The sequence below is a fragment of the Sinorhizobium sp. FG01 genome (assembly GCF_002531875.1).
Taxonomy (GTDB): Bacteria; Pseudomonadota; Alphaproteobacteria; order Rhizobiales; family Rhizobiaceae; genus Sinorhizobium; species Sinorhizobium fredii_C.
Genome location: NZ_NWTB01000008.1, coordinates 234,954 through 257,254, shown reverse-complemented (window position 1 = coordinate 257,254; position 22,301 = coordinate 234,954). Strand labels below are relative to the sequence as shown.

Here is a 22,301-nt window from a genome sequence, read left to right as displayed (position 1 = left end):
TGTCAGCCGGGAAGCCGAGTTTGCAGGAAGCCAGGATGGCCGTCAGGATCAACAGTTTTCGGGAAATCGCCAGCCGATACGACGTGGTGCTTTGCGATGTCTGGGGCGTGCTTCACAACGGCGTTCAGGCCTTCGCCTCCGCCTGCGAGGCGCTTGCCGAGGCACGCGCTCAAGGGGTGACGGTCGTCCTCATCACCAATTCGCCGCGGCCGCATCCGAGTGTCAAGGTGCAGATCCGCGGCCTCGGCGTTCCCGATGAAGCCTATGACCGGATCGTCACCTCTGGCGACGTCACGCGGGCATTGATCGCCTCGGCCGAGAAGCGGATTTTCTTCATCGGCGCCGATCGCGATCTGCCCTTGCTCGAAGGATTGGGCACCGAGATCGTTTCGGCGGAAGAGGCCGAGACGATCGTCTGCGCTGGCTTCTACGACGACGAGACCGAAACCCCCGAACACTACCGCGCCACGCTGAGCGGGCTTGCCAAACGGAAAATCCCGTTCATCTGTGCCAATCCCGATCTCGTCGTGGAACGCGGCCATCGGCTGATCCCCTGTGCGGGCGCAATCGCCAAGCTCTACGAGGAACTCGGCGGCGAGGCGCGCATTGCCGGCAAGCCCTACAAGGCGATCTACCGTGCCGCGCTGTCCGAAGCGAAGGTGGTGAGAGGTGCCTTCGATCTCGCGCGGGTCATCGCCGTGGGCGACGGCATGCCGACCGACGTGAAGGGGGCGCAGGACGCCGGTTTCGATTTGCTCTATATCAGCGCCGGCATCCACGCGTTGGAATACATGCACGAAAGCCGCACCGACGAGGCGAAGCTTGCCGCCTTCCTGAAAAAGGAAGGGGCGACGCCGAAGTGCTGGATGCCCCGGCTCGCCTGACAGGGAGACGGCAATGACGGTTTTTCATCGCAACGAGACCCGTGATCCGCTTCCCGAGCGCCTCCACGGCGGCGTGATCGCGATCGGCAATTTCGACGGCGTCCACCGGGGTCATCAGTCGGTGCTGAACCGCGCGCTCGACGAGGCAAAGGGCAGGGGCGTTCCCGGCCTTGTGCTGACCTTCGAACCGCATCCGCGCACCGTCTTCCGGCCCGACCAGCCCGTCTTCCGCCTGACGCCTGCGCCGCTGAAGGCTCGCATCCTCGAGGGGATGGGTTTCGGCGCGGTGATCGAATATCCCTTCGACCGGACCTTCTCCGAGCTTTCGGCGTCCGATTTTATCCATCGCATTCTCCGCGAATGGCTGCACGCATCGCACGTCGTCACCGGTTTCGATTTTCATTTCGGCAAGGGACGCGAGGGCGGCCCGGCCTTCCTGATGGCGGCGGGCGCCCAGGAAGGCTTCGGCGTGACGCTGGTCGATGCCTTCCGCGACGAGAACGCCGCGGTCATTTCCTCGAGCTTCATCCGTTCCTTGCTTGCCGAAGGCGACGTCGCGCATGCCGCCGGCCTGCTCGGCTACCGCTACACGGTCGAAGCGGAGGTGATCGGCGGCAAGAAGCTCGGGCGCACGCTCGGCTATCCGACCGCCAACATGCGCCTGCCGGCCGAAGTCGAACTCAGGAGCGGCATTTATGCGGTGCGGTTCCGCCGCTGGGATGGTTCGCTTTACGACGGGGTTGCAAGCTTCGGCCGCCGCCCGACCGTCGACAGCGACGGTGAAGCGCTGCTGGAGACCTTCGTGTTCGACTTCTCCGGCGACCTTTACGGCGAGGTCTGCGCCGTCTCCTTTTTCGGCCACCTTCGCGACGAAGTGAAGTTCGACGGGCTCGAGCCCCTGATGGTGCGGATGAGGGAGGACGAGAAGGAGGCGCGCGCCCTTCTTTCCGGCGTGCGGCCCTTGAGCGACATCGACCGCCATATCAATTTCGTCTGAAGCGGCGGGTGCACCGGGCCTAAAGAATCGCGCCCTGCTGCGCTCGCGGACCTTTTCAAAAGGGCGAAAACGCCTTAAACAACCGGCCATTATGATTAGGCATCGTCGATTGACCATCGATCAGCGAATTATTGGCCCGGCTTTCCGCGCGCGCTAGAGCGTGCCGGGAGGTCCGGGATTTCGGCGTTTCACGCCCTTCCAGTCATCTTCGAGAGACCGAACCCTTCCGCCTGCGTGACAATCCGCGCGGAAAAGACGAATGCAAAAGACCATGACAGAGACCGCTGAAAAGATCGACTACTCCTCGACGCTCTACCTGCCGCAGACCGAATTTCCGATGCGCGCCGGCCTCCCGCAGAAGGAGCCGGAATTCGTTGCCCGCTGGCAGAAGATGGAGCTCTACAAGAAGCTTCGCGCCTCCGCTGCCGGCCGCGACAAGTTCGTGCTGCATGACGGCCCGCCCTATGCGAACGGCAACATCCATATCGGCCATGCGCTCAACAAGATCCTCAAGGATGTCATCAACCGCTCGTTCCAGATGCGCGGCTTCGACGCCAATTACGTCCCGGGCTGGGACTGCCACGGCCTGCCGATCGAATGGAAAATCGAGGAGAAATATCGCGAGAAGGGCCGCAACAAGGACGACGTCCCGGTCAACGAGTTCCGCAAGGAATGCCGTGACTTCGCCAGCGGCTGGATCCAGGTGCAGACCGAGGAATTCAAGCGCCTCGGCATTGAAGGCGACTTCGACAATCCCTACACGACGATGAACTTCCATGCAGAAGCGCGTATCGCCGGCGAATTGATGAAAATCGCACGGGCCGGCCAGCTCTATCGCGGCTCGAAGCCGGTGATGTGGTCGGTTGTCGAACGCACCGCGCTCGCCGAGGCCGAAGTCGAATATGCCGACGTCGAAAGCGACATGATCTGGGTGAAGTTCCCGGTGACAGAGGGCCCGGATGCGCTTGCCGGCGCCTTTGTCGTCATCTGGACGACGACGCCCTGGACGATTCCCGGCAACCGGGCGGTCGCCTATTCGTCGCGCTATGCCTATGGCCTCTATGAAGTCGCGACGGCCGAAAACGACTACGGTCCGCAGCCGGGCGAAAAGCTGATCTTCGCCAAGCGCCTCGCGGAGGAATCGGCCGCCAAGGCGAAGGTCACCTTCCGCTTCATCCGCGACATCGAAGCCGAGGAGCTTGCGGCAGTCACCTGCTTGCACCCGCTGCACGGCCTCGGCGGTGGATACGCCTTCAAGGTGCCGCTGCTCGACGGCGAACACGTCACCGACGATGCCGGCACCGGCTTCGTCCACACCGCGCCCGGGCACGGCCGCGAGGACTTTGATGCCTGGATGGACGGCGCCCGGTCACTCGAAGCGCGCGGCATCTCCTCTGCGATCCCCTTCACCGTCGACGATGCCGGTTATTTCACCGCCGATGCGCCTGGCTTCGGTCCGGACGCCGAAGGCGGCGCCGGTCGCGTCATCGACGACAAGGGCAAGAAGGGCGACGCCAACGATCGCGTCATCAAGGCGCTCATCGCCCGCCATGCGCTCTTTGCCCGCGGACGCCTGAAGCATTCCTATCCGCATTCCTGGCGGTCGAAGAAGCCGGTCATCTTCCGCAACACGCCGCAATGGTTCGTCTATATGGACAAGGACTTCGGCGACGGCACGACGCTGCGCTCGCGGGCGCTCAACGCCATCGACGAAACCCGTTTCGTCCCGGGCGCCGGCCAGAACCGCCTGCGCGCCATGATCGAGCAGCGCCCGGACTGGGTTCTGTCGCGCCAGCGCGCCTGGGGCGTGCCGATCGCGGTCTTCGCCGATGAGCAGGGTGAAATCCTCGTCGACGACGCCGTCAATGCGCGGATCCTCGAGGCTTTTGAGAAGGAAGGGGCCGATGCCTGGTTCGCTGAGGGAGCGAAGGAACGCTTCCTCGGAAACGACCACGACCATGCCCGCTGGAACCAGGTTATGGACATCCTCGACGTGTGGTTCGATTCCGGCTCGACCCACACCTTCACGCTCGAAGACCGTACAGATCTGAAATGGCCGGCCGATGTCTATCTCGAGGGTTCCGACCAGCACCGCGGCTGGTTCCACTCCTCGCTGCTGGAAAGCTGCGCGACCCGCGGCCGCGCGCCCTACAACGCCGTTGTCACCCATGGCTTCACCATGGACGAGAAGGGCGAGAAGATGTCGAAGTCGAAGGGCAACACGGTCACGCCGCAGGAAGTGATGAAGGATGCCGGCGCCGACATCCTGCGCCTGTGGGTGATGACCACCGACTACTGGGAAGACCAGCGCCTCGGCAAGACGATCATCCAGACGAACATCGATGCCTACCGCAAGCTCAGGAACACCGTCCGCTGGATGCTCGGCACGCTCGCCCACGACAAGGGCGAAGTGATCGCGCTTGCCGAGATGCCGGAGCTCGAGCAGCTGATGCTGCATCGCCTTGCCGAACTCGACCGGCTGGTGCGCGAAGGCTACGACGCCTTCGACTTCAAGCGGATCGCCCGCGCGCTGATCGATTTCTCGAATGTCGAACTTTCGGCCTTCTATTTCGATATCCGCAAGGACGCGCTCTACTGCGATGCGCCTTCGTCGCTCCGCCGCCGCGCCGCGCTGCACGTCATCCGCACGCTGTTCGATTGCCTGGTGACCTGGCTCGCGCCGATGCTGCCCTTCACCGCCGAGGAAGCCTGGCTTTCCCGTAACCCGGAAGCCCTCTCGGTGCATCTCGAGCAATTCCCGCCTGTGCCGGCGGAATGGCGCAACGATGCGCTGGCCGAGAAATGGCGGAAGATCCGCGAAGTGCGCAAGGTCGTCACCGGCGCGCTCGAGATCGAGCGCAAGGACAAGCGCATCGGCTCCTCCCTGGAAGCCGCTCCGCTCGTCCACGTCGCCGATCCGGATCTGAAGGCCGCCCTCGAAGGCCAGGATTTTGCCGAGATCTGCATCACCTCGGCGATCGGGATCGACGACGCCGAGGGGCCGGAAGGCGCGTTTACCTTGCCGGAAGTGGCGAAGGTCAGCGTCGTGCCGAGGCTGGCCGAAGGCCGCAAATGCGCTCGCTCCTGGCGGATCACCACGGATGTCGGCTCCGATCCGCTCTATCCGGAAGTGTCGGCCCGCGACGCCGCCGCACTGAGGGAACTTGGCTTCAAAGCGTGATGGAACGTCCCGGGTGAATTGCGCTTGGCGCATTCATCCGGTACAACCTGCCCGAAATTTGGCGGATTTTTCCGCCATGGGGGCGTTTAATGGCCGCGGCGGGCGCGGTGCGGCGGGGCTTAAGGGAACTTTATGGAAATGACGCGAGCGTTGCGGGTGTCTGCGAGCATTGCTGCTGTCGTGGCGGGGAGCCTGGCGCTTTCCGGCTGCATCGGCGGCCCGACCTACGGCACGGACAAGACGGCCGGCGAACAGCTCGTCGACGATCTCGGCAGCGCCATCAGCCTGGCGCCGCCGAAAAAGGATCCGGTCAAGTACCAGCCGCGCGCCGGCCTTGTGTTGCCGCCGCAGGGAGAGCAGGCTTCGCTCATCCAGCCGCAGCAGTCGCTCGCAAGTCGCGAAACCAATCCCGAGTGGGTCGAGTCCCCCGAGGAGGTGCGCGAGCGCCTGCGCGAAGAGGCCGACGCCAACAAGAACAATCCGAACTACGTCTCGCCGCTTGCCAAGGCAAGCGCCAACGGCCGCCGTCTTTCTGCCAAGGAGCAGCAGGCGGCCTATCGCGAGGCCCGCAAGATCGAGATGGGCGCCTATTCCGACAAGCGCCGTTTCCTGAGCGACCCGCCGCTCGAGTATCGCCGGCTGCCCGAGGCCTCGGAAACGGATCTCGGCGAGCCGGAGAAGGACAAGGAGCGCCGGCGCAAGAAGGCGGCGCAAGTCGCCAACAGTGGCAGCAAGTGGTACTGGCCGTTCTAAGCCATGGCCATCAGCATTCGCGATGCGGTCCCGGCCGATGCGGCAACGATCCTGCGCTTCATCACCGACCTCGCCATCTATGAGAAGGCCGAGGACGAGGTCGAGGCGACTGTCGAACTTCTGACGGATTCGCTCTTCGGGACCGGCTCGGTCAGCCGGGCGATCATCTGCGAGGTCGATGGCGCGCCGGCCGGCTTCGCCATTTGGTTCTACAACTATTCGACCTGGCAGGCGCGCAAGGGTCTCTATCTTGAAGATCTGTATGTTACGCCCGAGCACCGCGGCTCGGGAGCGGGCAAGATGCTGCTCAAGCACCTGGCCCGTATCGCGCTTGCCGAGGGCTGCGGCCGCTTCGAGTGGAGCGTTCTCGATTGGAACGAGCCGGCGATCCGTGTCTACGAGGCGATCGGCGCCGAGCCGCTCTCGGAGTGGACGCGCTACCGGCTGACGGGCAAGGAGCTTGAGGCGCTCGCCTCCAGCTGACTGTTGCTATCATCGCCGGGCGGCGAAAAAACCGCGAAGCAGCTCGGCCGCCTCGCGTTCGCCGAGGCCGGAATAGACGTCCGGCACATGATGGCAGGTCGGCGAGCCATAGAACCTGACGCCACTTTCGACGGCGCCGCCCTTCGGGTCCTCGGCGCCGTAGTAGAGGCGGCGTATGCGGGCAAACGAGATTGCCGCCGCGCACATGGTGCAGGGTTCGAGCGTCACATAGAGATCGGCGCCGGAGAGCCGCTCGTCGCCGACGGCGGCCGCCGCCTGGCGGATCGCCTCGATCTCGGCATGGGCCGTAATGTCCCGCAATTCGCGCGTGCGGTTCCCGGCCGCAGCGACGACTTCGCCGTCGAGCACGACGACGGCGCCGATCGGCACTTCGCCGCGCGCCGCCGCCTTCCGGGCTTCGTCTAGCGCCGCATCCATGTAGCGCGTCGTTTCCGCCATCACTTGCTCATAATTTCTCTTAACCCGTGGCCTTCGACCTGATAGGACAGCCGCAAAAGGCAGGCAACAGAAATGACATCCAAAGACAAGTCCACCGGGCCCGGCAAGGGAAAAGGTCGGAAAGGCAATTTTCCTTCAGGCGAGAAGAAGGCCAACGCGGCACGGCCCGGCAAGAGCGCGGCGCCGGGAGCCGACGTCGGCGCCGACGAGCCGCAACGCATCTCGAAGATCCTGTCGCGCGCCGGCGTCGCCTCGCGCCGCGACGTCGAGCGGATGATCATGGAAGGGCGCGTCAAGCTTAACGGTGTCGTGCTCGAAACCCCGGTTGTCAATGCGACGCTTGCCGACAGGATCGAGGTCGACGGCCATCCGATCCGCGGCATCGAGCGGACGCGCCTGTGGCTCTATCACAAGCCGGCCGGCCTGGTAACGACCAACGCCGACCCTGAAGGCCGTCCCACCGTCTTCGACAACTTGCCGGACGAGTTGCCGCGGGTGCTGTCGATCGGCCGCCTCGACATCAATACAGAGGGCCTGCTGCTCCTCACCAACGACGGCGGGCTGGCGCGCGCGCTCGAATTGCCGGCCACCGGCTGGCTGCGGCGGTACCGCGTCCGCGCCCATGGCGACATCGATCAGCAGGAACTCGATCGTCTGAAGGATGGCATCGCCGTCGACGGCGTCCTCTATGGTGCGATCGAGGCGACGCTCGACAGGGTCCAGGGTTCCAACGTCTGGATCACCATGGGCCTGCGCGAAGGCAAGAATCGCGAGATCAAGAACGTGCTTGGGGCGCTCGGCCTCGACGTGAACCGCCTGATCCGCATTTCCTATGGCCCGTTCCAACTCGGCGAACTGCCCGAGGGGCACGTCCAGGAAATCCGCGGCCGCACGCTCAGGGATCAGCTCGGTCCGCGCCTGATCGCGGAATCGAAGGCGAATTTCGACGCGCCGCTCTACAATGATCAGCCCGCCGCAGAGGAGAGGGAGGTCCACAGCGAGGACATTCCTGAAAAGGGCAAGCCGCAACGCGGCGCCTGGCGTGAAAAGCCCGAGGACAAGCGCGAACGGGCGCTTGCTCGCCTTGATACCCAGCGTGACGACGGCCGCTCCCGCGATCGCCGCGATCGTCCCCGCGAAAAATTCGAGGATCGCCCGGCCCGGGCGCCGGCGAAACGCAGCCGCACGGCGAATGTCTGGATGGCCCCGGGTGCCCGCCCAGTCGCCGAAAAGAAGCCGAAGGCGGCCGAGGACGATGCTTCGCCGAAACCCGCCCGTCGCGAGCGCCCGGAGGGTGCGCCGAAGACCAAGCGTTACGGCCGCACGAAGGATGGCGCGGCCACGAAGACTTCGGCAAAGTTCGATCCCGACCGCAAGGCAAGTGCCGGCAAGGGTGCTGCTCGGCCGGACCGCGCCCCGCGTCCGCCGGTCAAACGCGCCGATGAGGATGGCGACTGGATCAGCGCCAGCGAACCGGTCCGCCGCAAAGACGATGCCCGCGACGGCGGTTTCGAGCGGCGCCGGCCCTTCGATCCCAACGAGCGGAAATCGCGGGATCACGGCGATCGCCCGCCGCGTCGCGAGAGCAGCGAGCGCCCTCGTGGCGAGCGTCCGGCACGGACCGCCGGCGACAAACGCGCATTTTCGGAGAAGCCGCGGACAAGCCGCCGCAAGGACGATGTCCGCGAGGGCCGCGAAGGCGGAGATCGCCCCTTCGGCGACAATCCTCGTGGAAAGCCTGCCAGCGGCAAGCCGGTGGGAGGGAAGTCCTTCGGTCAGCGTTCCGGTGGTCCGCGTGGCGGCAAGCCTGGCGGCGGCAAGCCCGGTGGCGGCAGACCGGGTGGAGGCAAGCCTGCCGGCAGCAAGCCCGGCGGTCGTACGGGCGGCGGCAGGCCGCGCGGCAAGGGGAAGTAACCGGCCGTGCGCGTCGTCGGCGGAGAGTTTCGGGGCCGCACGCTCGCGAGCCCCAAGTCCAACGACATCCGGCCGACCACCGACCGGACGCGCGAGAGCCTGTTCAACATTCTCGGCCACAGCTATCCCGAGGCGCTTGACGGCACCCGGGTCCTCGATCTTTTTGCCGGCACGGGTGCAGTCGGACTCGAGGCCCTGTCGCGAGGCTGCCGCCAGGCGCTCTTCGTCGAACAGGGGGTCGAGGGCCGCGGGCTCATCCGCGTCAATATCGAAACGCTCGGCTTGCAAGGCCGCGCCAAGATCTTTCGCCGCGATGCGGTCGATCTCGGCTCGGTCGGCACGATGGAGCCCTTTCATCTCGTCTTCGCCGATCCGCCCTATGGAAAAGGTCTCGGAGAACGTGCGCTGGAGTCGGCCGTGGCCGGCGGATGGCTCGTCCCCGGCGCGCTCGTGGTGCTGGAAGAGCGGAGCGACGTGCGGCCGCGTTTGTCCGCAGCCTTCGAGCAGCTCGACGATCGCGCCTTCGGCGATACGCGAATGCATTTCTACCGATTTCTAGGCGCCTGATCTAAGTTGGGCGGGCGGTGAGACCCGCCTGATCCCGCCCTTTGGCACCGCTGTAGCGGCGCAGACGGAACGGAGAGCATCGATGGAGCAGCACGTATCTGCGCAGCGCAACAGGCCCGACGGCAGGGACGAGCCGACGATCGCGCTTGCGCTTGGCGGGGGCGGTGCCCGCGGCTTTGCTCATATCCATGTCATCGCGGCGCTGGACGAGATGAGGATCCGGCCTACGGCGATCGCCGGCTCGTCGATCGGCGCGATCATGGGCGCGGGCATGGCGGCCGGCATGACCGGCAAGGAGATCCGGGACTACACGTTTGCGACCGTCGGCAATCGCGGCGAAATTCTGAACCGGCTGTGGCAGCTTCGGCCGAGCAGCCTGTCGGAAGCCGTGTCGAGCGGCTTCCGCCTCGGACAATTCAACATTGAACGGGTGCTGAAAGCCTTTCTGCCGGAGGCGATCCCGCCACACTTTTCCGACCTGCTGATACCGCTGAAAGTCACCGCGACCGATTACTACGGGCAAACCGAGCGCGTCTGTGAACAGGGAGACCTGCACAAAGCGATCGCCGCCTCCTGCGCCCTGCCGGCGATCTTCACGCCGGTGAAGATTGAGGGCCGCGTGATGATCGATGGCGGCATGTACAATCCGGTTCCCTTCGACCACTTGCGTGACCTCGCCGACATCGTCATCGCCGTCGATGTCGTCGGCGGTCCCGATGGGGACGGCAAGACGATTCCGAGCCGCATCGACACCCTGTTCGGCGCGAGCCAGTTGATGATGCAGTCGATCATCGCCATGAAGATGAAGGCCGGCGCCCCCGACATTCTGCTCCGCCCGGATGTCGGCCGCTTCCGTGCCCTGGATTTCCTGCGTGCCCGCGAGGTGCTCGCGGCGACGGCTGCCACGAAGGAGCATTTGAAGCGGGCGCTCTCCGAGCGGATCGAGCAATGGCAAGCGAATCGCTGATTTCCGCCCGCCCCACCGCGTTCCGGTTCAGTCGGCACCGGCCAGCGTTTCGCCGGCTCGTCCATTCTCTGCCGCCGGAAGCTGGGGCAGGATCCGCTCCTCGGTCTCCGCCGTGTGGTTGACGTCCCGCTTCGGCTTGACCAGCGGTTCCGGACGCACCGGCTCTGAATGCAGCATGTGGCGGCCTGCCGTGATGCCCTCGGCCTCCTGCAGCACCAACCGCGCCTCGTCGCGGCGGCGGATGTCGTCCATGATGGCGATCGCCTCCTCGCCGTTGACGCCGAGCGCCTCGATCGTCTTGCGGCCGAACAGCAGCCCGGACTCGAAAGTCTCGCGCAACTCGTATTCGACGCCCTGGGCGCGCAGTTCCAGCGTATGCAGGCGATCGTAGGAACGCGCGAAGATCCGGGCGTTCGGGTATTCCGCCTGCACGAGGCTGATGATCCTGTCGGTGATCTCCTTCTTCTGGGTACAGACCGCGACGATCTTCGCCTTCTCGATGCCGGCCGCCCGCAGAACGTCGAGGCGCGTACCGTCGCCGAAGTAGATGCGGAAGCCGAAGGTCGCAGCCTGGCGGACGCGTGCGGCGGAATGGTCGATAATCGTCACGTCGCGGCCGCCGGCCAGAAGGATCTGCGCGGCGATCTGCCCGAAGCGCGAAAAGCCGATCATCAGGACGTCGGCGCCGGCGCCTTCGAAATTCTCCTCCATCTCGTCTTCCAGATCATCCTGTTCGCGCAGCAGCCGCCTCGAAATGAGCGCCGCAACCGGCGTCAAGGCCATAGAAAGCGTGACGATTGCGACGAGCAGGGAGGCGAGGCCTTGGGTGAAGACGCCGGCAACAGCGGCGGCCGTGAAGAGCACGAAGCCGAATTCGCCGCCCTGCGGCAGCAGCAGGCCGATGCGCACCGCATCATTGTGGTGAGAACCGGTCGCGCGGCAAAGGCCGTAGAGGACCAGGCTTTTCACCACCATCAGCAGCGGCACGGCGACAAGGATCAAGAGATAGTTCTCGGCGACGACGCCGAGTTGCAGCGACAGTCCGACCGCCATGAAGAACAGCGCCTGAAGGATACCGCGAAACGGCTCGATGTCGGCCTCGAGTTCATGGCGGTAGGAGGATTCCGCCAGCAGCACACCTGCAAGGAACGCGCCCATCGCCATCGAAAGGCCGGCCAATTGCATCATCGTCGCCGCTCCCATGACGACGAGCAGCGCGGCGGCGATCATCACGTCGCGGGCCCCTGTGCGGGCGATCACCTGGAACAGCGGATTGAGCAGATAGCGGCCAGCCGCATAGAGAGCGGCAATCGCGGCGATCGCAATTGCGAAGTCTTCGAACGGCGTTGTTGTCGCCTCCGGCGCGCGCGTCGCCATCAACGGGATCAAGGCGAGTAGCGGAACGATCGCCAGGTCCTGGAGCAGGAGGATGGAAAAGGCGCGCTGACCGTAGCGGGTGTTTGTATCGTTGTTCTCTTCGAGGATCTGCATGGCAAAGGCCGTCGACGAAAGCGCCAGGCCGAAGCCGGCAATGACGCTGCCGGCCCAAGGGAGCAGGCCGAAGAACTCGATGAGGAAAGACAGAACGAGGCCTGTCGCCACCACTTGTGCCGTGCCCAGGCCAAAAATGTCGCGCCGCATCTGCCACAGTCGCGACGGCTTCAACTCAAGGCCGATGATGAACAAGAGGAAGACGACGCCGAGTTCCGATACGTGAAGAATCTCTTCGCCCTCGGTAATCGACTGGGCGACCGGGCCGATCACGATGCCTGCCGCGAGATAGCCGAGAATCGTGCCGAGCCCGAGACGCTTGAACAGCGGCGCAGCAACGACGGCGCCGGCGAGCAACATCAGCGCCTGAGTGTAGAGGATCGGTGTCTGCATTGCGCGCGGCTTTCATCATGGAGGCTCTCGAACCTGCCCTTGGCGGGCGCGGCGAGGCGGAATGTCATACTATGCGGAGAGGGGAATCATCGTGATGCCCTTGATGCATGCTCCAGTGCACAATAAATGGGGCAGGAATGAAAGGCCTAATCATGTCCGAGACGATCGATTCCGCCATCCTCGAGAAACGCGCCGCCGAACTGGTGGACCGTGCGCGGCAGGCCGGTGCGGAGGCCGCCGACGCGGTCGTCGTACGCGGCCGCTCCCGCTCGGTTTCGGTGCGGCTCGGCAAGGTCGAGGCGACGGAGGCCTCCGAAAGCGACGATTTTTCGCTCCGGGTCTTCGTAGGGCGGCGTGTCGCCAGCGTCTCGGCCAATCCGGGTTTCGATCTGAAAGTCCTGGCCGAGCGCGCGGTGGCGATGGCCAAGGCCTCGCCGGAGGATCCTTACGCCTCGCTCGCCGATCCCGATCGCCTGGCGAGATCCTATCCGGACCTGGATCTTTTCGACACGCGCGAGGTTTCGAGCGAGGCGCTCACCGAAGCGGCGCTTGCAGCCGAGGCGGCAGCGCTTTCCGTGTCCGGCGTCACCAATTCGAGCGGCGCCAGCGCTTCCGCCGGCATGGGCGGGCTCGTGCTGGTGACGTCGCACGGGTTCTCAGGCTCCTATATGGCGACGCGGTTCGGCCGCTCCGTCAGCGCCATCGCCGGCGAAGGCACCAGGATGGAGCGCGACTACGACTATGACAGCCGGCTCTATTTCGACGAACTCCGCGGCGCCGACGATATCGGACGGGTGGCCGGCGAGCGGGCAGTGGCGCGCCTCAACCCGCGGCAGGTCGCTACCGCCAAGAACGTGACCGTCGTCTTCGATCCGCGCATGGCTCGCGGCTTCGTCGGCCATCTGGCAGGCGCCATCAATGGCGCCTCGGTCGCCCGCAAGACGAGCTTTCTCAGGGACATGATGGGCAAGCAGATCATGAAGGCCGGCATTGCCGTCACGGACGATCCGCAGATCGTGCGCGGTTCGTCGTCGCGCCCCTTCGACGGCGAGGGGGTCTCCGGCTCGAAGCTGTCCATGGTCGAGGATGGCGTGCTGAAGCACTGGTTCCTCTCGACGTCCGCGGCGCGTGAACTGGGGCTGGAAACCAACGGGCGCGGCGTCCGTGGCGGCCCGGCGGTCAATCCGGCCTCCACCAACCTCGCCCTCGAACCGGGCACGATTTCCCGCGACGACCTGATCCGCGGCGTCGGCACGGGAATCTACGTCACCGAGCTCATCGGCCAGGGCGTTAACATGGTGACCGGCGAGTACAGCCGCGGCGCCTCCGGCTTCTGGATCGAGAACGGCGAGATCACCTTCCCCGTCTCGGAGGTGACGATCGCTTCCAATCTCAAGCACATGTTCATGGCCTTGACGCCTGCCGACGACATCGACAGGAAGTTCGGTACGGCCGCACCGACCCTCGCGATCGAGGGCATGACGCTTGCCGGAAGTTGAGTGCGGGACCGTAGGTTCCGCCAGTTAGAGGCGCGGGGAATCGTCCCGGCGCTGAAGGAGTCGAATGTCAGAAGCAGCCCTCCAGACCCGACCCAGCTGGGACGAGGATCTCAAGCTCATCCTTGCCGCAGCGGTGGCAGCAGGCGATACGGCGCTCGGCTATTTCCGAAAGACCGTGGACGTCCGCTGGAAGAATGAGGGCCGCTCCCCCGTGAGCGAGGCCGACCTCGCCGCAAACGATATTCTGAAGACAAGGCTGCTCGCCGCCCGGCCGGACTATGGCTGGCTTTCCGAGGAAACCGACGACGACGCGACGCGCCTTTCCCGCGACACCGTCTTCGTCGTCGATCCGATCGACGGCACCCGTGCCTTCATCTCCGGCAAGGACCTCTGGTGCGTCAGTGTTGCGGTCGTTCACCGGGGCCAGCCGACGGCGGGCGTGCTCTATGCGCCGGCACTCGGAGAAATCTACCAGGCGACCCTTGACGGGGAGGCGCGCAAGAACGATGCGGCGATCAGCGTCCGTGACCCCTTGCCGAACGAGCGGCTGCAGGTGGCGATGGCCGAGGACATCGCCGGGAGGCTTGCCGCCCCCTATCGCGATCGGCTGGCGCGCGTGCCGCACGTCCCGTCGCTCGCCTACCGCCTGGCGATGATCGCCGACGGCCGCATCGACGGCACGATCGTCAAGAAGAACGCGCATGATTGGGATCTGGCCGCCGCCGATCTCGTTCTGGCACGCGCCGGCGGGGCGCTCCGGGGCCTCGACGGTATGCCTCTGTCCTACAATCGCCCCATTGTCAGTCATGGAGTTCTCGGGGCCGGATCCGGGTCGGCGCTGCCTGCATTGCTCGCCGCCTCCAAGCCGTTCGACGCCCATTGACCTTTGGGTGCTAATGCCGCAAACCAACGCCGACGTCTCAAAGAACAATGGGGAAACAATGGCTCAGAATACCGAGAAGAAGCAGCTCTTGCACCTCGTCTTCGGCGGCGAATTGACGACGCTCACCGACGTGCAGTTCCGCGATCTCAACAACCTCGATATCGTCGGTATCTTCCCCGACTACGAGAGCGCCCATGTAGCCTGGAAGGCCAAGGCGCAGATGACCGTCGACAACGCCCATATGCGTTATTTCATCGTCCACATGCACCGGCTGCTCGACCCGGAAAATGATTGATGTCTTGGTGAGCGCGGGTAGGGGCGAGCATTGATGAGCAGCCTGCGCGCACGGCTTGCGCTTTCCACCTATCGCTGGCTCGGCACGGCGATCTACCCGTTCGTCGGACCCTACCTGGCCCTGCGCGCGGCAAAGGGCAAGGAGGATCCGGCCCGTCGCCGCGAGCGCTACGGCCATGCAAGCGCGCCGCGCCCGCCCGGGCCGCTCGTCTGGTTTCATGCCGCGAGCGTCGGCGAAACGGTCGCGGTAACCCCGCTGATAAAGGAAATCCGCCGCCGCGGCATTGCCGTGGTCCTGACCACCGGGACGACCACCTCGGCGCGGGTGGTAGCCGAGCGCCTCGGCAAGGCTGTCATCCATCAATATGTGCCGCTCGATCTCAAGCCGGCCGTCAGCCGTTTCCTCGAATATTGGCAGCCGGACCTGGCGATCATCGCCGAATCCGAAATCTGGCCGATGACGATCGTCGAACTGGGTCGGCGCCACATTCCCCAGGTTCTGGTCAATGCGCGGCTGTCGGACCGGACCTTCGCCCGCTGGAAGAAGCGGCCGTCGCTTGCCGATGCGCTGTTCGAGAACCTGGCGCTCGTGATCGCCCAGTCCGATATCGATGCGGAGCGCTTCCGCACGCTTGGCGCGCTGCCGGTGATGGTCTCGGGCAATCTCAAGGTCGATACCGACGCGCCGCCGCACGACCCGCAGGCGCTTCGCGACTATGCGCAGCAGATCGGTTCGCGCAAGACGTGGGCGGCAATCTCCACTTTCGAGGGCGAGGAAGAGGCGGCCGGGGTTGTCCATCACGCGCTCAAGCCGCGCAACGGCCTCTTGACCATCGTCGTACCGCGCCATCCCGAGCGCGGCGATGCCGTCGAAGCGGCGTTGGCCGCCAAGGGGCTCAAGGTTGCCCGCCGGACGCGGGGCGATCGCCTGACGCCGGACGTCGATATTTTTCTCGGCGACACGATCGGCGAGATGGGGCTCTATCTGCGGCTGACCGAGGTCGCCTTCGTCGGCCGTTCGCTCTTTGCCGAGGGCGGGCAGAATCCGCTGGAGCCGGCCATGCTCGGTTGCGCGGTACTTTCGGGCGGCAACGTCCAGAACTTCCGCGAGACCTACCAGATGCTTGCCATGAACGGCAGCGCCAAGATCGTACGCGACGTCGAAATGCTGGCGAAGGGAGTCAACTACCTGCTCGGCAACGACGACATGCGTCGCTCGATGATCGACGCGGGGCTTGAGACCGTGCAACAGATGCGGGGCGCATTGACGGCGACGATGAGGGGGCTCGAGCCCTATATTAACCCGCTGGTGGTGAAGGCGCGGCTGGAGCCGCGCGTCGAGAGCTGAAAACGGATGGGACCATGGCTGCGGGCAACGGCATCGCCGGAATATTGTTCGACAAGGACGGCACGCTTCTCGACTACGCGAAGAGCTGGGTTCCCGTGAACTACGAACTGGCGCGAATTGCCGCCAGGGGTGACGATGCGCTCGCAAGAATTCTGCTTCGGGCCGGCGGCATGGACCCGGATACGGGCCACGTCGCACCCGACAGCCTGCTCGCGGCCGGCAACACGGTCGAGATTGCGACCGGCATGGTCGAGGCCGGCGCGCCGTTCACCGTGGAAGAACTGACGGCGCTGTTCGACGGCCTTTTTGCGAGCTCCGCCGACTATGCGGTGCCGGTGACCGACCTCGGCGCCTTTTTCGCTGCCCTCCATGCGAAGGGCTACCGTCTCGGCGTCGCCTCGAGCGACAACGAGCGGTCCATCCGCGAGACGGCGAAGCGCTTCGGCTTCGAGACCTATCTGCACTACATTGCCGGTTACGACAGCGGTTACGGCGTCAAGCCGCAGCCGGGCATGGTCCTCGGCTTCTGCGCCGCGACCGGGCTGACGCCTCAGCAGGTGGCCGTGGTCGGAGACAACAATCACGATATGCATATGGGCCGCGCTGCCGGCGCCGGCCTGACCATTGCGGTTCTGACCGGCACCGGCTCGCGTCAGTCGCTGGCCGGGGCTTCCGACCATTGCCTGGCCGATATCACCGAGCTTGAAGCAGTGCTCTGACTCCGTTGACCGGCTTGCCTTTTTTCGCATTCTGAAGTCTCTTGTGGCGTCGTCGGCCCATGGCCGGCGAGAGACGGGTCAGGAGCGCCTCGCGGCGCATGGAGCAGCAAGAGCCGCGGAGGCAGCATATTCAAATGGTTTCCGAAGCGCCTCCGTTCTGGTGGACAAAGGCCGATTGGCGGGCCTACGCGCTGTGGCCTTTCTCCTGGGTCTACGGCCGCGTCGCCGCCATCCGCATGGACCGGGCGCGCCGCGCCATGCCGCCCGTACCGCTGATCTGCGTCGGCAATTTCACCGTCGGCGGCGCCGGCAAGACGCCGACCGCAATTGCGTTGGCGCAGGCGGCCAAGGCGCGGGGGCTGAAGCCGGGTTTCCTCAGCCGCGGCTATGGCGGCTCCCTGGACGTGACGACAGTCGTCGATCCCGCCCATCACCGGGCCCGGGACGTCGGCGACGAGCCACTGCTGCTTGCGCGAGAGGCCCTGACCGTCGTGTGCCGCCGCCGCGTCGACGGCGCTCGCAGGCTCGCCGCCGAAGGCGCCGACATCATCATCATGGACGATGGCTTCCAGAGCGCTCGCCTCACCTTCGATTTCGCCCTGCTGGTGATCGATTCCGTCCGCGGCATCGGCAATGGCCATCTGGTGCCCTCCGGGCCGGTCAGGGCGCCGATCGCCGACCAGCTTCGCCACGCCACTGCGCTTCTGAAGATTGGCCACGGTCCGGCCGCCGATCGCCTGATCCGCCGTGCGGCGCGCGCCGGCAAGGCCGTCTATGTCGGGGACACGGTGCGGCTTGACGATCAATCGCTGTCCGGCGTCACGGTCCTGGCCTGGGCGGGCATTGCCGACCCGGAGAAGTTTTATCGCACGGTCCGGGAGACGGGTGCAATCGTCGAGGAGACGCGGAGTTTCCCGGATCATCACCATTTTTCAGAGGACGAGATCGCCGATCTCATCGATCATGCCGCAAGCCGGGGCTACACGCTGGTGACCACGGCCAAGGACATGGTCCGCCTCGAGCCCGGCCAAGGGCGAGCGGCGGAACTCGCCGCCAACAGCCGGGTCATCGAGATCGAGGTGCGTTTCGACGATCCGTCAGCGCCCGCCAAGATCATCGAGGCTACGCTTGTCGCGGCGCGGGCACGCAAACTGCATGCGACCGGGAAGGCTTTGAAATAGATGCCTCAGGGCTGTCGTGCGGGCAGCGCCCCGGCACGCCGTTCGGCTTCAAGGGAGGCGGCGGCGTCGATGTAAGGCTCCTGCCGCACCACGCTCCAATAGCGAAGCTCGTCCACCGGGATAGCCTTGCCGGTCGTGGCACAGATGACATGCGAGCCGGCCAGCACGATCTGAAAGTCGCCATCGAGATAACGAATTTTCGCTTCGCGAGAGGAATTTCCGTCAAAGCGGTTCATCATTTGCGTGCTTGCCTCGTCAATGCCCGTTCCCTGATCTATCCCGCCGGTCGCCAAAAGACCAGTCGAATTCGAAATCCGCCGCTAACATGGCCGCGACGCCGCAATGTCAACTCCGTCCAAAAAGCCTTTCGATATCGGCGAGCTTGAGCTCGATATAGGTCGGCCGCCCGTGGTTGCACTGCCCCGATCCGGGCGTCGCCTCCATCTGGCGCAGCAGCGCGTTCATCTCCTCCGTCCGCATGCGCCGGCCGGAGCGGACGGAGCCGTGGCAGGCCATCGTCGCAGCGAGATATTCGAGGCGGCCGGCAAGCCCGTTGGCCGTGTCCCATTCGGCCAGTTCGTCGGCAAGCTGCCGCACCAGTCCTGAGGCGTCCATCTCGCCGAGCATCGCCGGCGTTTCGCGCACCGCGATCGCGCCCGATCCGAAGCGCTCGATCGCAAGGCCGAGCCGTAGGAATTCCTCCGCATGCGCCATCAGCCGGTCGCAATCGTCCTCGGCAAGATCGACGATCTCCGGAATGAGCAGCGCTTGCGCCGGCACCGGCCGCGAGTGCAGCGCCGTCCGCATCGCCTCGAAGACGAGCCGTTCATGCGCGGCATGCTGGTCGACGATGACGAGACCGTCTTCGGTCTGGGCGACGATATAATTCGCGTGGAGCTGCGCGCGTGCCGCACCGAGCGGAAAGGCGGCTTCGCCCGTGCCGTTCGGGCCCTTCGCCTCGGCGGCCGGCGCGGCGGCGCGCGCCGATGGCTGCGAAAAATCCGCAAACGCCGCTTGCGGGGCCTCGGCAAAGCCGCGGGCGGGTTCGCCGAACCCAGTCGGCCGGTAGGGCGAGGCGGCGGCCGTCCAGGGCGCCTGCGCTCGCTGCGGTTCGGCTCGGTACGCTCCAGGCCGGAAGGCGCGCATCATTCCCTGGACGCCGGTTGTCGCTGCGCGGTCGCCGCCGCGCGCCAAAGCCTCGCGGATCGCGCCGATGATAAGCCCGCGGATTAGCCCGGGGTCGCGGAAGCGCACGTCCGATTTGGCCGGATGGACATTGACGTCGACCAAGGCCGGGTCGAGCAGGATCGAAAGCACGGCGACCGGATAGCGCCCCTGCGGAATGGTTTCGGCATAGGCGGCGCGGATGGCCGAGAGGATCAGCTTGTCCTGCACAGGCCGGCCGTTGACGAAGGCATATTGCTGCAGCGAGTTGCCGCGGTTGAAGGTGGGCACCCCGGCAAATCCCGTCAGCCTCGCCTCTTCGCGCTCCGCATCGATCTCGATGGCGTTGTCGCGGAAGTCCTTGCCGAGCACCTGCGCCATGCGCGCCAGCCGGTCGTCGCCGGTCGCCGGGAATTCCAGGGTCGACCGGTCCGCACCGGACAGCACGAACCGCACCTTCGGAAAGGCGATCGCCATGCGGCGGACCACTTCGGAAATCGCCGCGGCTTCGGCCTTTTCCGATTTCATGAACTTGAGCCGCGCCGGCGTAGCGAAGAAGAGGTCGCGCACTTCGACGACGGTCCCGACATTGGCAGGCGAGGGGCGGACCGGCTCGGTCCTGCCGCCCGTCACCGAAATCGCCGCCCCCTCGCTCGCGCCCGCCGTTCGCGTGGTGATCGACAGCCGCGCCACGGATCCGATCGAGGGGAGCGCCTCGCCGCGAAAACCGAGCGTGCGGATCTCCGTGAGCGTATCGGCGATCTTGGAGGTGCAATGCCGGCGGATCGCCAGTTCGAGATCGGCGGGCGACATGCCGCTGCCATTGTCGGTCACCCGGAGCAGCGTCTTGCCGCCCCCGGCCGTGGCGATCTCGACCCTGGTTGCGCCGGCGTCGAGGGCATTTTCGATCAGCTCCTTGGCGGCACTGGCCGGCCGCTCGATGACTTCACCGGCGGCGATTTGGTTGATGAGCGTTTCCGAGAGTTCCTTGATGGCCATGGCCCCATTTTCCAGGATTCGACGGCAGAGGGAAAGGGCCCCTCACGCGTCTTCAGCTGGAGGAAAGCGGTGCTCGTCCCCAGGCAGATCGGCAGAAATCGGATGCCGATTTAATTCCGCCTTAACGTTCTGCTGCGATTTTCCACAACAACCTGAATGATCACGGGTTTTGTTCTTTGGAGCACCGCGGCGTTGCTGGACGCCGCTCGATTCCCGCTCGAAGAGTGCCACGAACGGCCAGCCAGCATGTCCCGAAACGAAACCGCCGCTGCAGCGCCACTTAAGGACGCGGGTGCTGCAATACCCATGCAGTCGGCGAGACGAGGGCAGAGTAATGAACGATGTGGCGTCGGGCGGCGCGGACATCAGCAGGATCGTTCTTGAGTCGAGTTGCGATGCGCTTGGCCTGGCCTTGCTCGTCTGCGGACGGGACGACACGATCCTCTATGCCAGCGCCTCGATGTTGCAGTTTTTCCCCGTCCAGCCTCACCTGTTGAAGCACGGGACGCGGCTTCGCGACTTTCTCGCAGCGGTCTACGATACGGGCCTGCGCCCGGGAACGCTGCCCGAAAACAGCCGGCGGCGTGCGAACCGGGAGGACTGGATCGCCGAACAGATGGGCCTCCATTGGCGTGAGCGCTACGAAAGCGTCGAACGGGCGGGCCGTACGCGCTGGGTCTGCCTGCGCAAGCGCCGCCTGTCGAGCGGCATCGGCATCTTGTCGATCAGCGATGTCTCCGATCAGAAGAAGCGCGAGGAACAGCTGCAAACCGACCTGGAACGGGTCGAACTCACCGAGCAAATCCTCGATGCGCAACCCAATCCCATCTGCGTCAAGGATCGCAATCTGAACTATATCGCCGCGAACCGTGCCTTCTGCGCCATTCACGACGTGGCGCCGGAGGCGATCCTCGGTCGGTCGGCCTGGGACGTCGTGGACGCGGAGCTTGCCGAACGCTTCGAGCAGTCGGATCGGCAGGTGCTGGCGACCGGCCGGCCGCATTCCGAGGCGGAGCACATCGTTCGCGCCGATGGCAGCGACTTGTGGGTGGTGACGCGCAAGTATCGCGTCGGCGTGCCCGGGCGCCACTTCGTCGTCACCTGCATGAACGACGTGACCGACATAGCCGCCTGGTATCATGGCGCGGACGATGGCGGCAGCAATTCGGGGCTGCAGATCCGCGACTACAGCATCTTCACGCCGGCGCAGAATTTCTACGATCCGTTCCGGGCGCTGAACGTCCAGCAGCTCGTTGAAACCGGCTCGATGATCGAGACGCTGCCGGCCCGCGGCCTGCGGGTGCTCTTGGCGACGGCGGACAGCGAAATGGAGGCGCGGATCGTCGCACGCTTACGCGGCTCTGGCCTCGATGCCTGCGCCGTACGAAACCGCGGCGAGCTCGAAGCCTTTGCGGCCGCCGCCGAGGATCACGGCCTGAAGCTCGATATTTTGGTGATGGACGCGGTATTTCCGGCAAGGGATGCGGTCCATGCGGGATGGAAGACCTGCCCGGTGCTCGACGTTTCTGCGGACGCTGATGCAACTGCCCTGCTCGGCGAAATCTTCCGGGCCAGCACCGACCGGCAGCCGCCGCGCTCGCAGTTTCCGCAAGCCGATTGGGAAGTCTCTTTCGAAGGTGATGCGACGGTCCGGACAGGCGCACCCGAAGTGGAGGTTCTCGTTGCCGAGGACAACCAGATCAACCAGTTCGTCTTCGCCCAGATCCTGGACGGCCTCGGAGTCTCGCATCGGATTGCCGCCAATGGCAGGGAAGCGGTGGATCTCTGGCACGAGCTGCAGCCGGCTCTCATCCTCATGGACATATCCATGCCGGTAATGAACGGCTTCGAAGCCGCAGTTGCCATCCGCGACGCGGAAAGGCAGATCGGACGCCGCACGCCGATCGTTGCCGTTACTGCGCAAGCCCTCGACATCGACCTTCAGCAATGCGAAGCGTCGGGAATGGACGATCACATCATGAAGCCGATCAGTCCGGACATGATCGAAGCGTTGCTGCGCAAATATCTGCGTGCCGCCCATGCGCGGCTGACGGCCTGATCGGCACACGACGGGCTCGACCCCAGATTTGACGATCAGCCGATATAGGATTGTTAACCGCCGATT

General features: G+C 65.2%; 19 protein-coding genes. 15 read left to right on the top strand and 4 right to left on the bottom strand.

Going from position 1 to position 22,301, the window contains the following annotated elements; translation table 11 throughout:
• Positions 1–35: 35 nt before the first annotated feature.
• From CO656_RS15625 to CO656_RS15605, 5 genes are all read left to right on the top strand, one after another.
• Entirely contained in the window at positions 36–884 is an 849-nt protein-coding gene (locus CO656_RS15625; protein ID WP_097526336.1) for a TIGR01459 family HAD-type hydrolase, read from the top strand.
• Positions 885–897: 13 nt separating this feature from the next.
• Positions 898–1,881, top strand: a complete 984-nt coding sequence (locus CO656_RS15620) for a bifunctional riboflavin kinase/FAD synthetase (RefSeq protein ID WP_097526335.1) — start codon at positions 898–900, stop codon at positions 1,879–1,881.
• 271 nt (positions 1,882–2,152) lie between these two features.
• On the top strand, positions 2,153–5,062 hold the full coding sequence (ileS, locus tag CO656_RS15615; RefSeq protein ID WP_097526389.1) for an isoleucine--tRNA ligase: 2,910 nt from the start codon (positions 2,153–2,155) through the stop codon (positions 5,060–5,062).
• A gap of 132 nt (positions 5,063–5,194) precedes the next feature.
• Positions 5,195–5,815, top strand: coding sequence for a hypothetical protein (locus tag CO656_RS15610; RefSeq protein WP_037413263.1), 621 nt, complete (start codon positions 5,195–5,197; stop codon positions 5,813–5,815).
• A gap of 3 nt (positions 5,816–5,818) precedes the next feature.
• Positions 5,819–6,298, top strand: coding sequence for a GNAT family N-acetyltransferase (locus CO656_RS15605; protein WP_037379067.1), 480 nt, complete (start codon positions 5,819–5,821; stop codon positions 6,296–6,298).
• Between the two features lie 9 nt (positions 6,299–6,307).
• Here the strand turns inward: CO656_RS15605 and CO656_RS15600 are convergent, their stop codons facing one another.
• Entirely contained in the window at positions 6,308–6,757 is a 450-nt protein-coding gene (locus CO656_RS15600) for a nucleoside deaminase (protein WP_037413264.1), read from the bottom strand.
• A gap of 72 nt (positions 6,758–6,829) precedes the next feature.
• Here CO656_RS15600 and CO656_RS15595 point away from each other — a divergent pair, with 72 nt between their 5' ends.
• The 3 genes from CO656_RS15595 (at position 6,830) to CO656_RS15585 (ending at position 10,205) form a co-directional block, all read left to right on the top strand.
• The gene (locus CO656_RS15595) at positions 6,830–8,671 is read left to right on the top strand and encodes a pseudouridine synthase (RefSeq protein ID WP_097526334.1); all 1,842 of its coding nucleotides are present in this window, start codon (positions 6,830–6,832) and stop codon (positions 8,669–8,671) included.
• Between the two features lie 6 nt (positions 8,672–8,677).
• A complete protein-coding gene (gene rsmD, locus CO656_RS15590; protein WP_037413266.1) occupies positions 8,678–9,238 on the top strand; it encodes a 16S rRNA (guanine(966)-N(2))-methyltransferase RsmD in 561 nt (186 codons plus the stop codon).
• Between the two features lie 82 nt (positions 9,239–9,320).
• Complete coding sequence (locus CO656_RS15585) at positions 9,321–10,205, top strand: patatin-like phospholipase family protein (protein WP_097526333.1); 885 nt, start codon at positions 9,321–9,323, stop codon at positions 10,203–10,205.
• 27 nt (positions 10,206–10,232) lie between these two features.
• On the opposite strand, the gene CO656_RS15580 is transcribed toward CO656_RS15585, so the two are convergent.
• Positions 10,233–12,089, bottom strand: coding sequence for a monovalent cation:proton antiporter-2 (CPA2) family protein (locus CO656_RS15580; protein WP_097526332.1), 1,857 nt, complete (start codon positions 12,087–12,089; stop codon positions 10,233–10,235).
• Between the two features lie 152 nt (positions 12,090–12,241).
• Here CO656_RS15580 and CO656_RS15575 point away from each other — a divergent pair, with 152 nt between their 5' ends.
• From CO656_RS15575 to lpxK, 6 genes are all read left to right on the top strand, one after another.
• Positions 12,242–13,588, top strand: coding sequence for a TldD/PmbA family protein (locus CO656_RS15575; RefSeq protein WP_037413269.1), 1,347 nt, complete (start codon positions 12,242–12,244; stop codon positions 13,586–13,588).
• Between the two features lie 64 nt (positions 13,589–13,652).
• Positions 13,653–14,471: a 3'(2'),5'-bisphosphate nucleotidase CysQ gene (locus CO656_RS15570; RefSeq protein WP_037413270.1), complete on the top strand. Its 819-nt coding sequence runs from the start codon at positions 13,653–13,655 to the stop codon at positions 14,469–14,471.
• Positions 14,472–14,529: 58 nt separating this feature from the next.
• A complete protein-coding gene (locus tag CO656_RS15565) occupies positions 14,530–14,766 on the top strand; it encodes a DUF4170 domain-containing protein (RefSeq protein ID WP_037413271.1) in 237 nt (78 codons plus the stop codon).
• A gap of 33 nt (positions 14,767–14,799) precedes the next feature.
• A complete protein-coding gene (gene waaA / locus CO656_RS15560) occupies positions 14,800–16,113 on the top strand; it encodes a lipid IV(A) 3-deoxy-D-manno-octulosonic acid transferase (protein WP_037413273.1) in 1,314 nt (437 codons plus the stop codon).
• Positions 16,114–16,127: 14 nt separating this feature from the next.
• The gene (locus CO656_RS15555; protein WP_037413274.1) at positions 16,128–16,832 is read left to right on the top strand and encodes an HAD family hydrolase; all 705 of its coding nucleotides are present in this window, start codon (positions 16,128–16,130) and stop codon (positions 16,830–16,832) included.
• 134 nt (positions 16,833–16,966) lie between these two features.
• On the top strand, positions 16,967–18,013 hold the full coding sequence (lpxK, locus tag CO656_RS15550; protein ID WP_037413275.1) for a tetraacyldisaccharide 4'-kinase: 1,047 nt from the start codon (positions 16,967–16,969) through the stop codon (positions 18,011–18,013).
• A 5-nt stretch (positions 18,014–18,018) separates the two neighbouring features.
• Here lpxK and CO656_RS15545 read toward each other — a convergent pair whose 3' ends face one another.
• Together CO656_RS15545 and mutL are read right to left on the bottom strand one after the other, a co-directional pair.
• Entirely contained in the window at positions 18,019–18,252 is a 234-nt protein-coding gene (locus CO656_RS15545) for a DUF2093 domain-containing protein (protein WP_037413276.1), read from the bottom strand.
• Positions 18,253–18,358: 106 nt separating this feature from the next.
• Entirely contained in the window at positions 18,359–20,176 is a 1,818-nt protein-coding gene (gene mutL, locus CO656_RS15540) for a DNA mismatch repair endonuclease MutL (protein ID WP_037413278.1), read from the bottom strand.
• A gap of 334 nt (positions 20,177–20,510) precedes the next feature.
• Here mutL and CO656_RS15535 point away from each other — a divergent pair, with 334 nt between their 5' ends.
• Positions 20,511–22,235, top strand: coding sequence for a response regulator (locus CO656_RS15535; protein WP_097526331.1), 1,725 nt, complete (start codon positions 20,511–20,513; stop codon positions 22,233–22,235).
• The last annotated feature ends 66 nt before the right edge of the window (positions 22,236–22,301 follow it).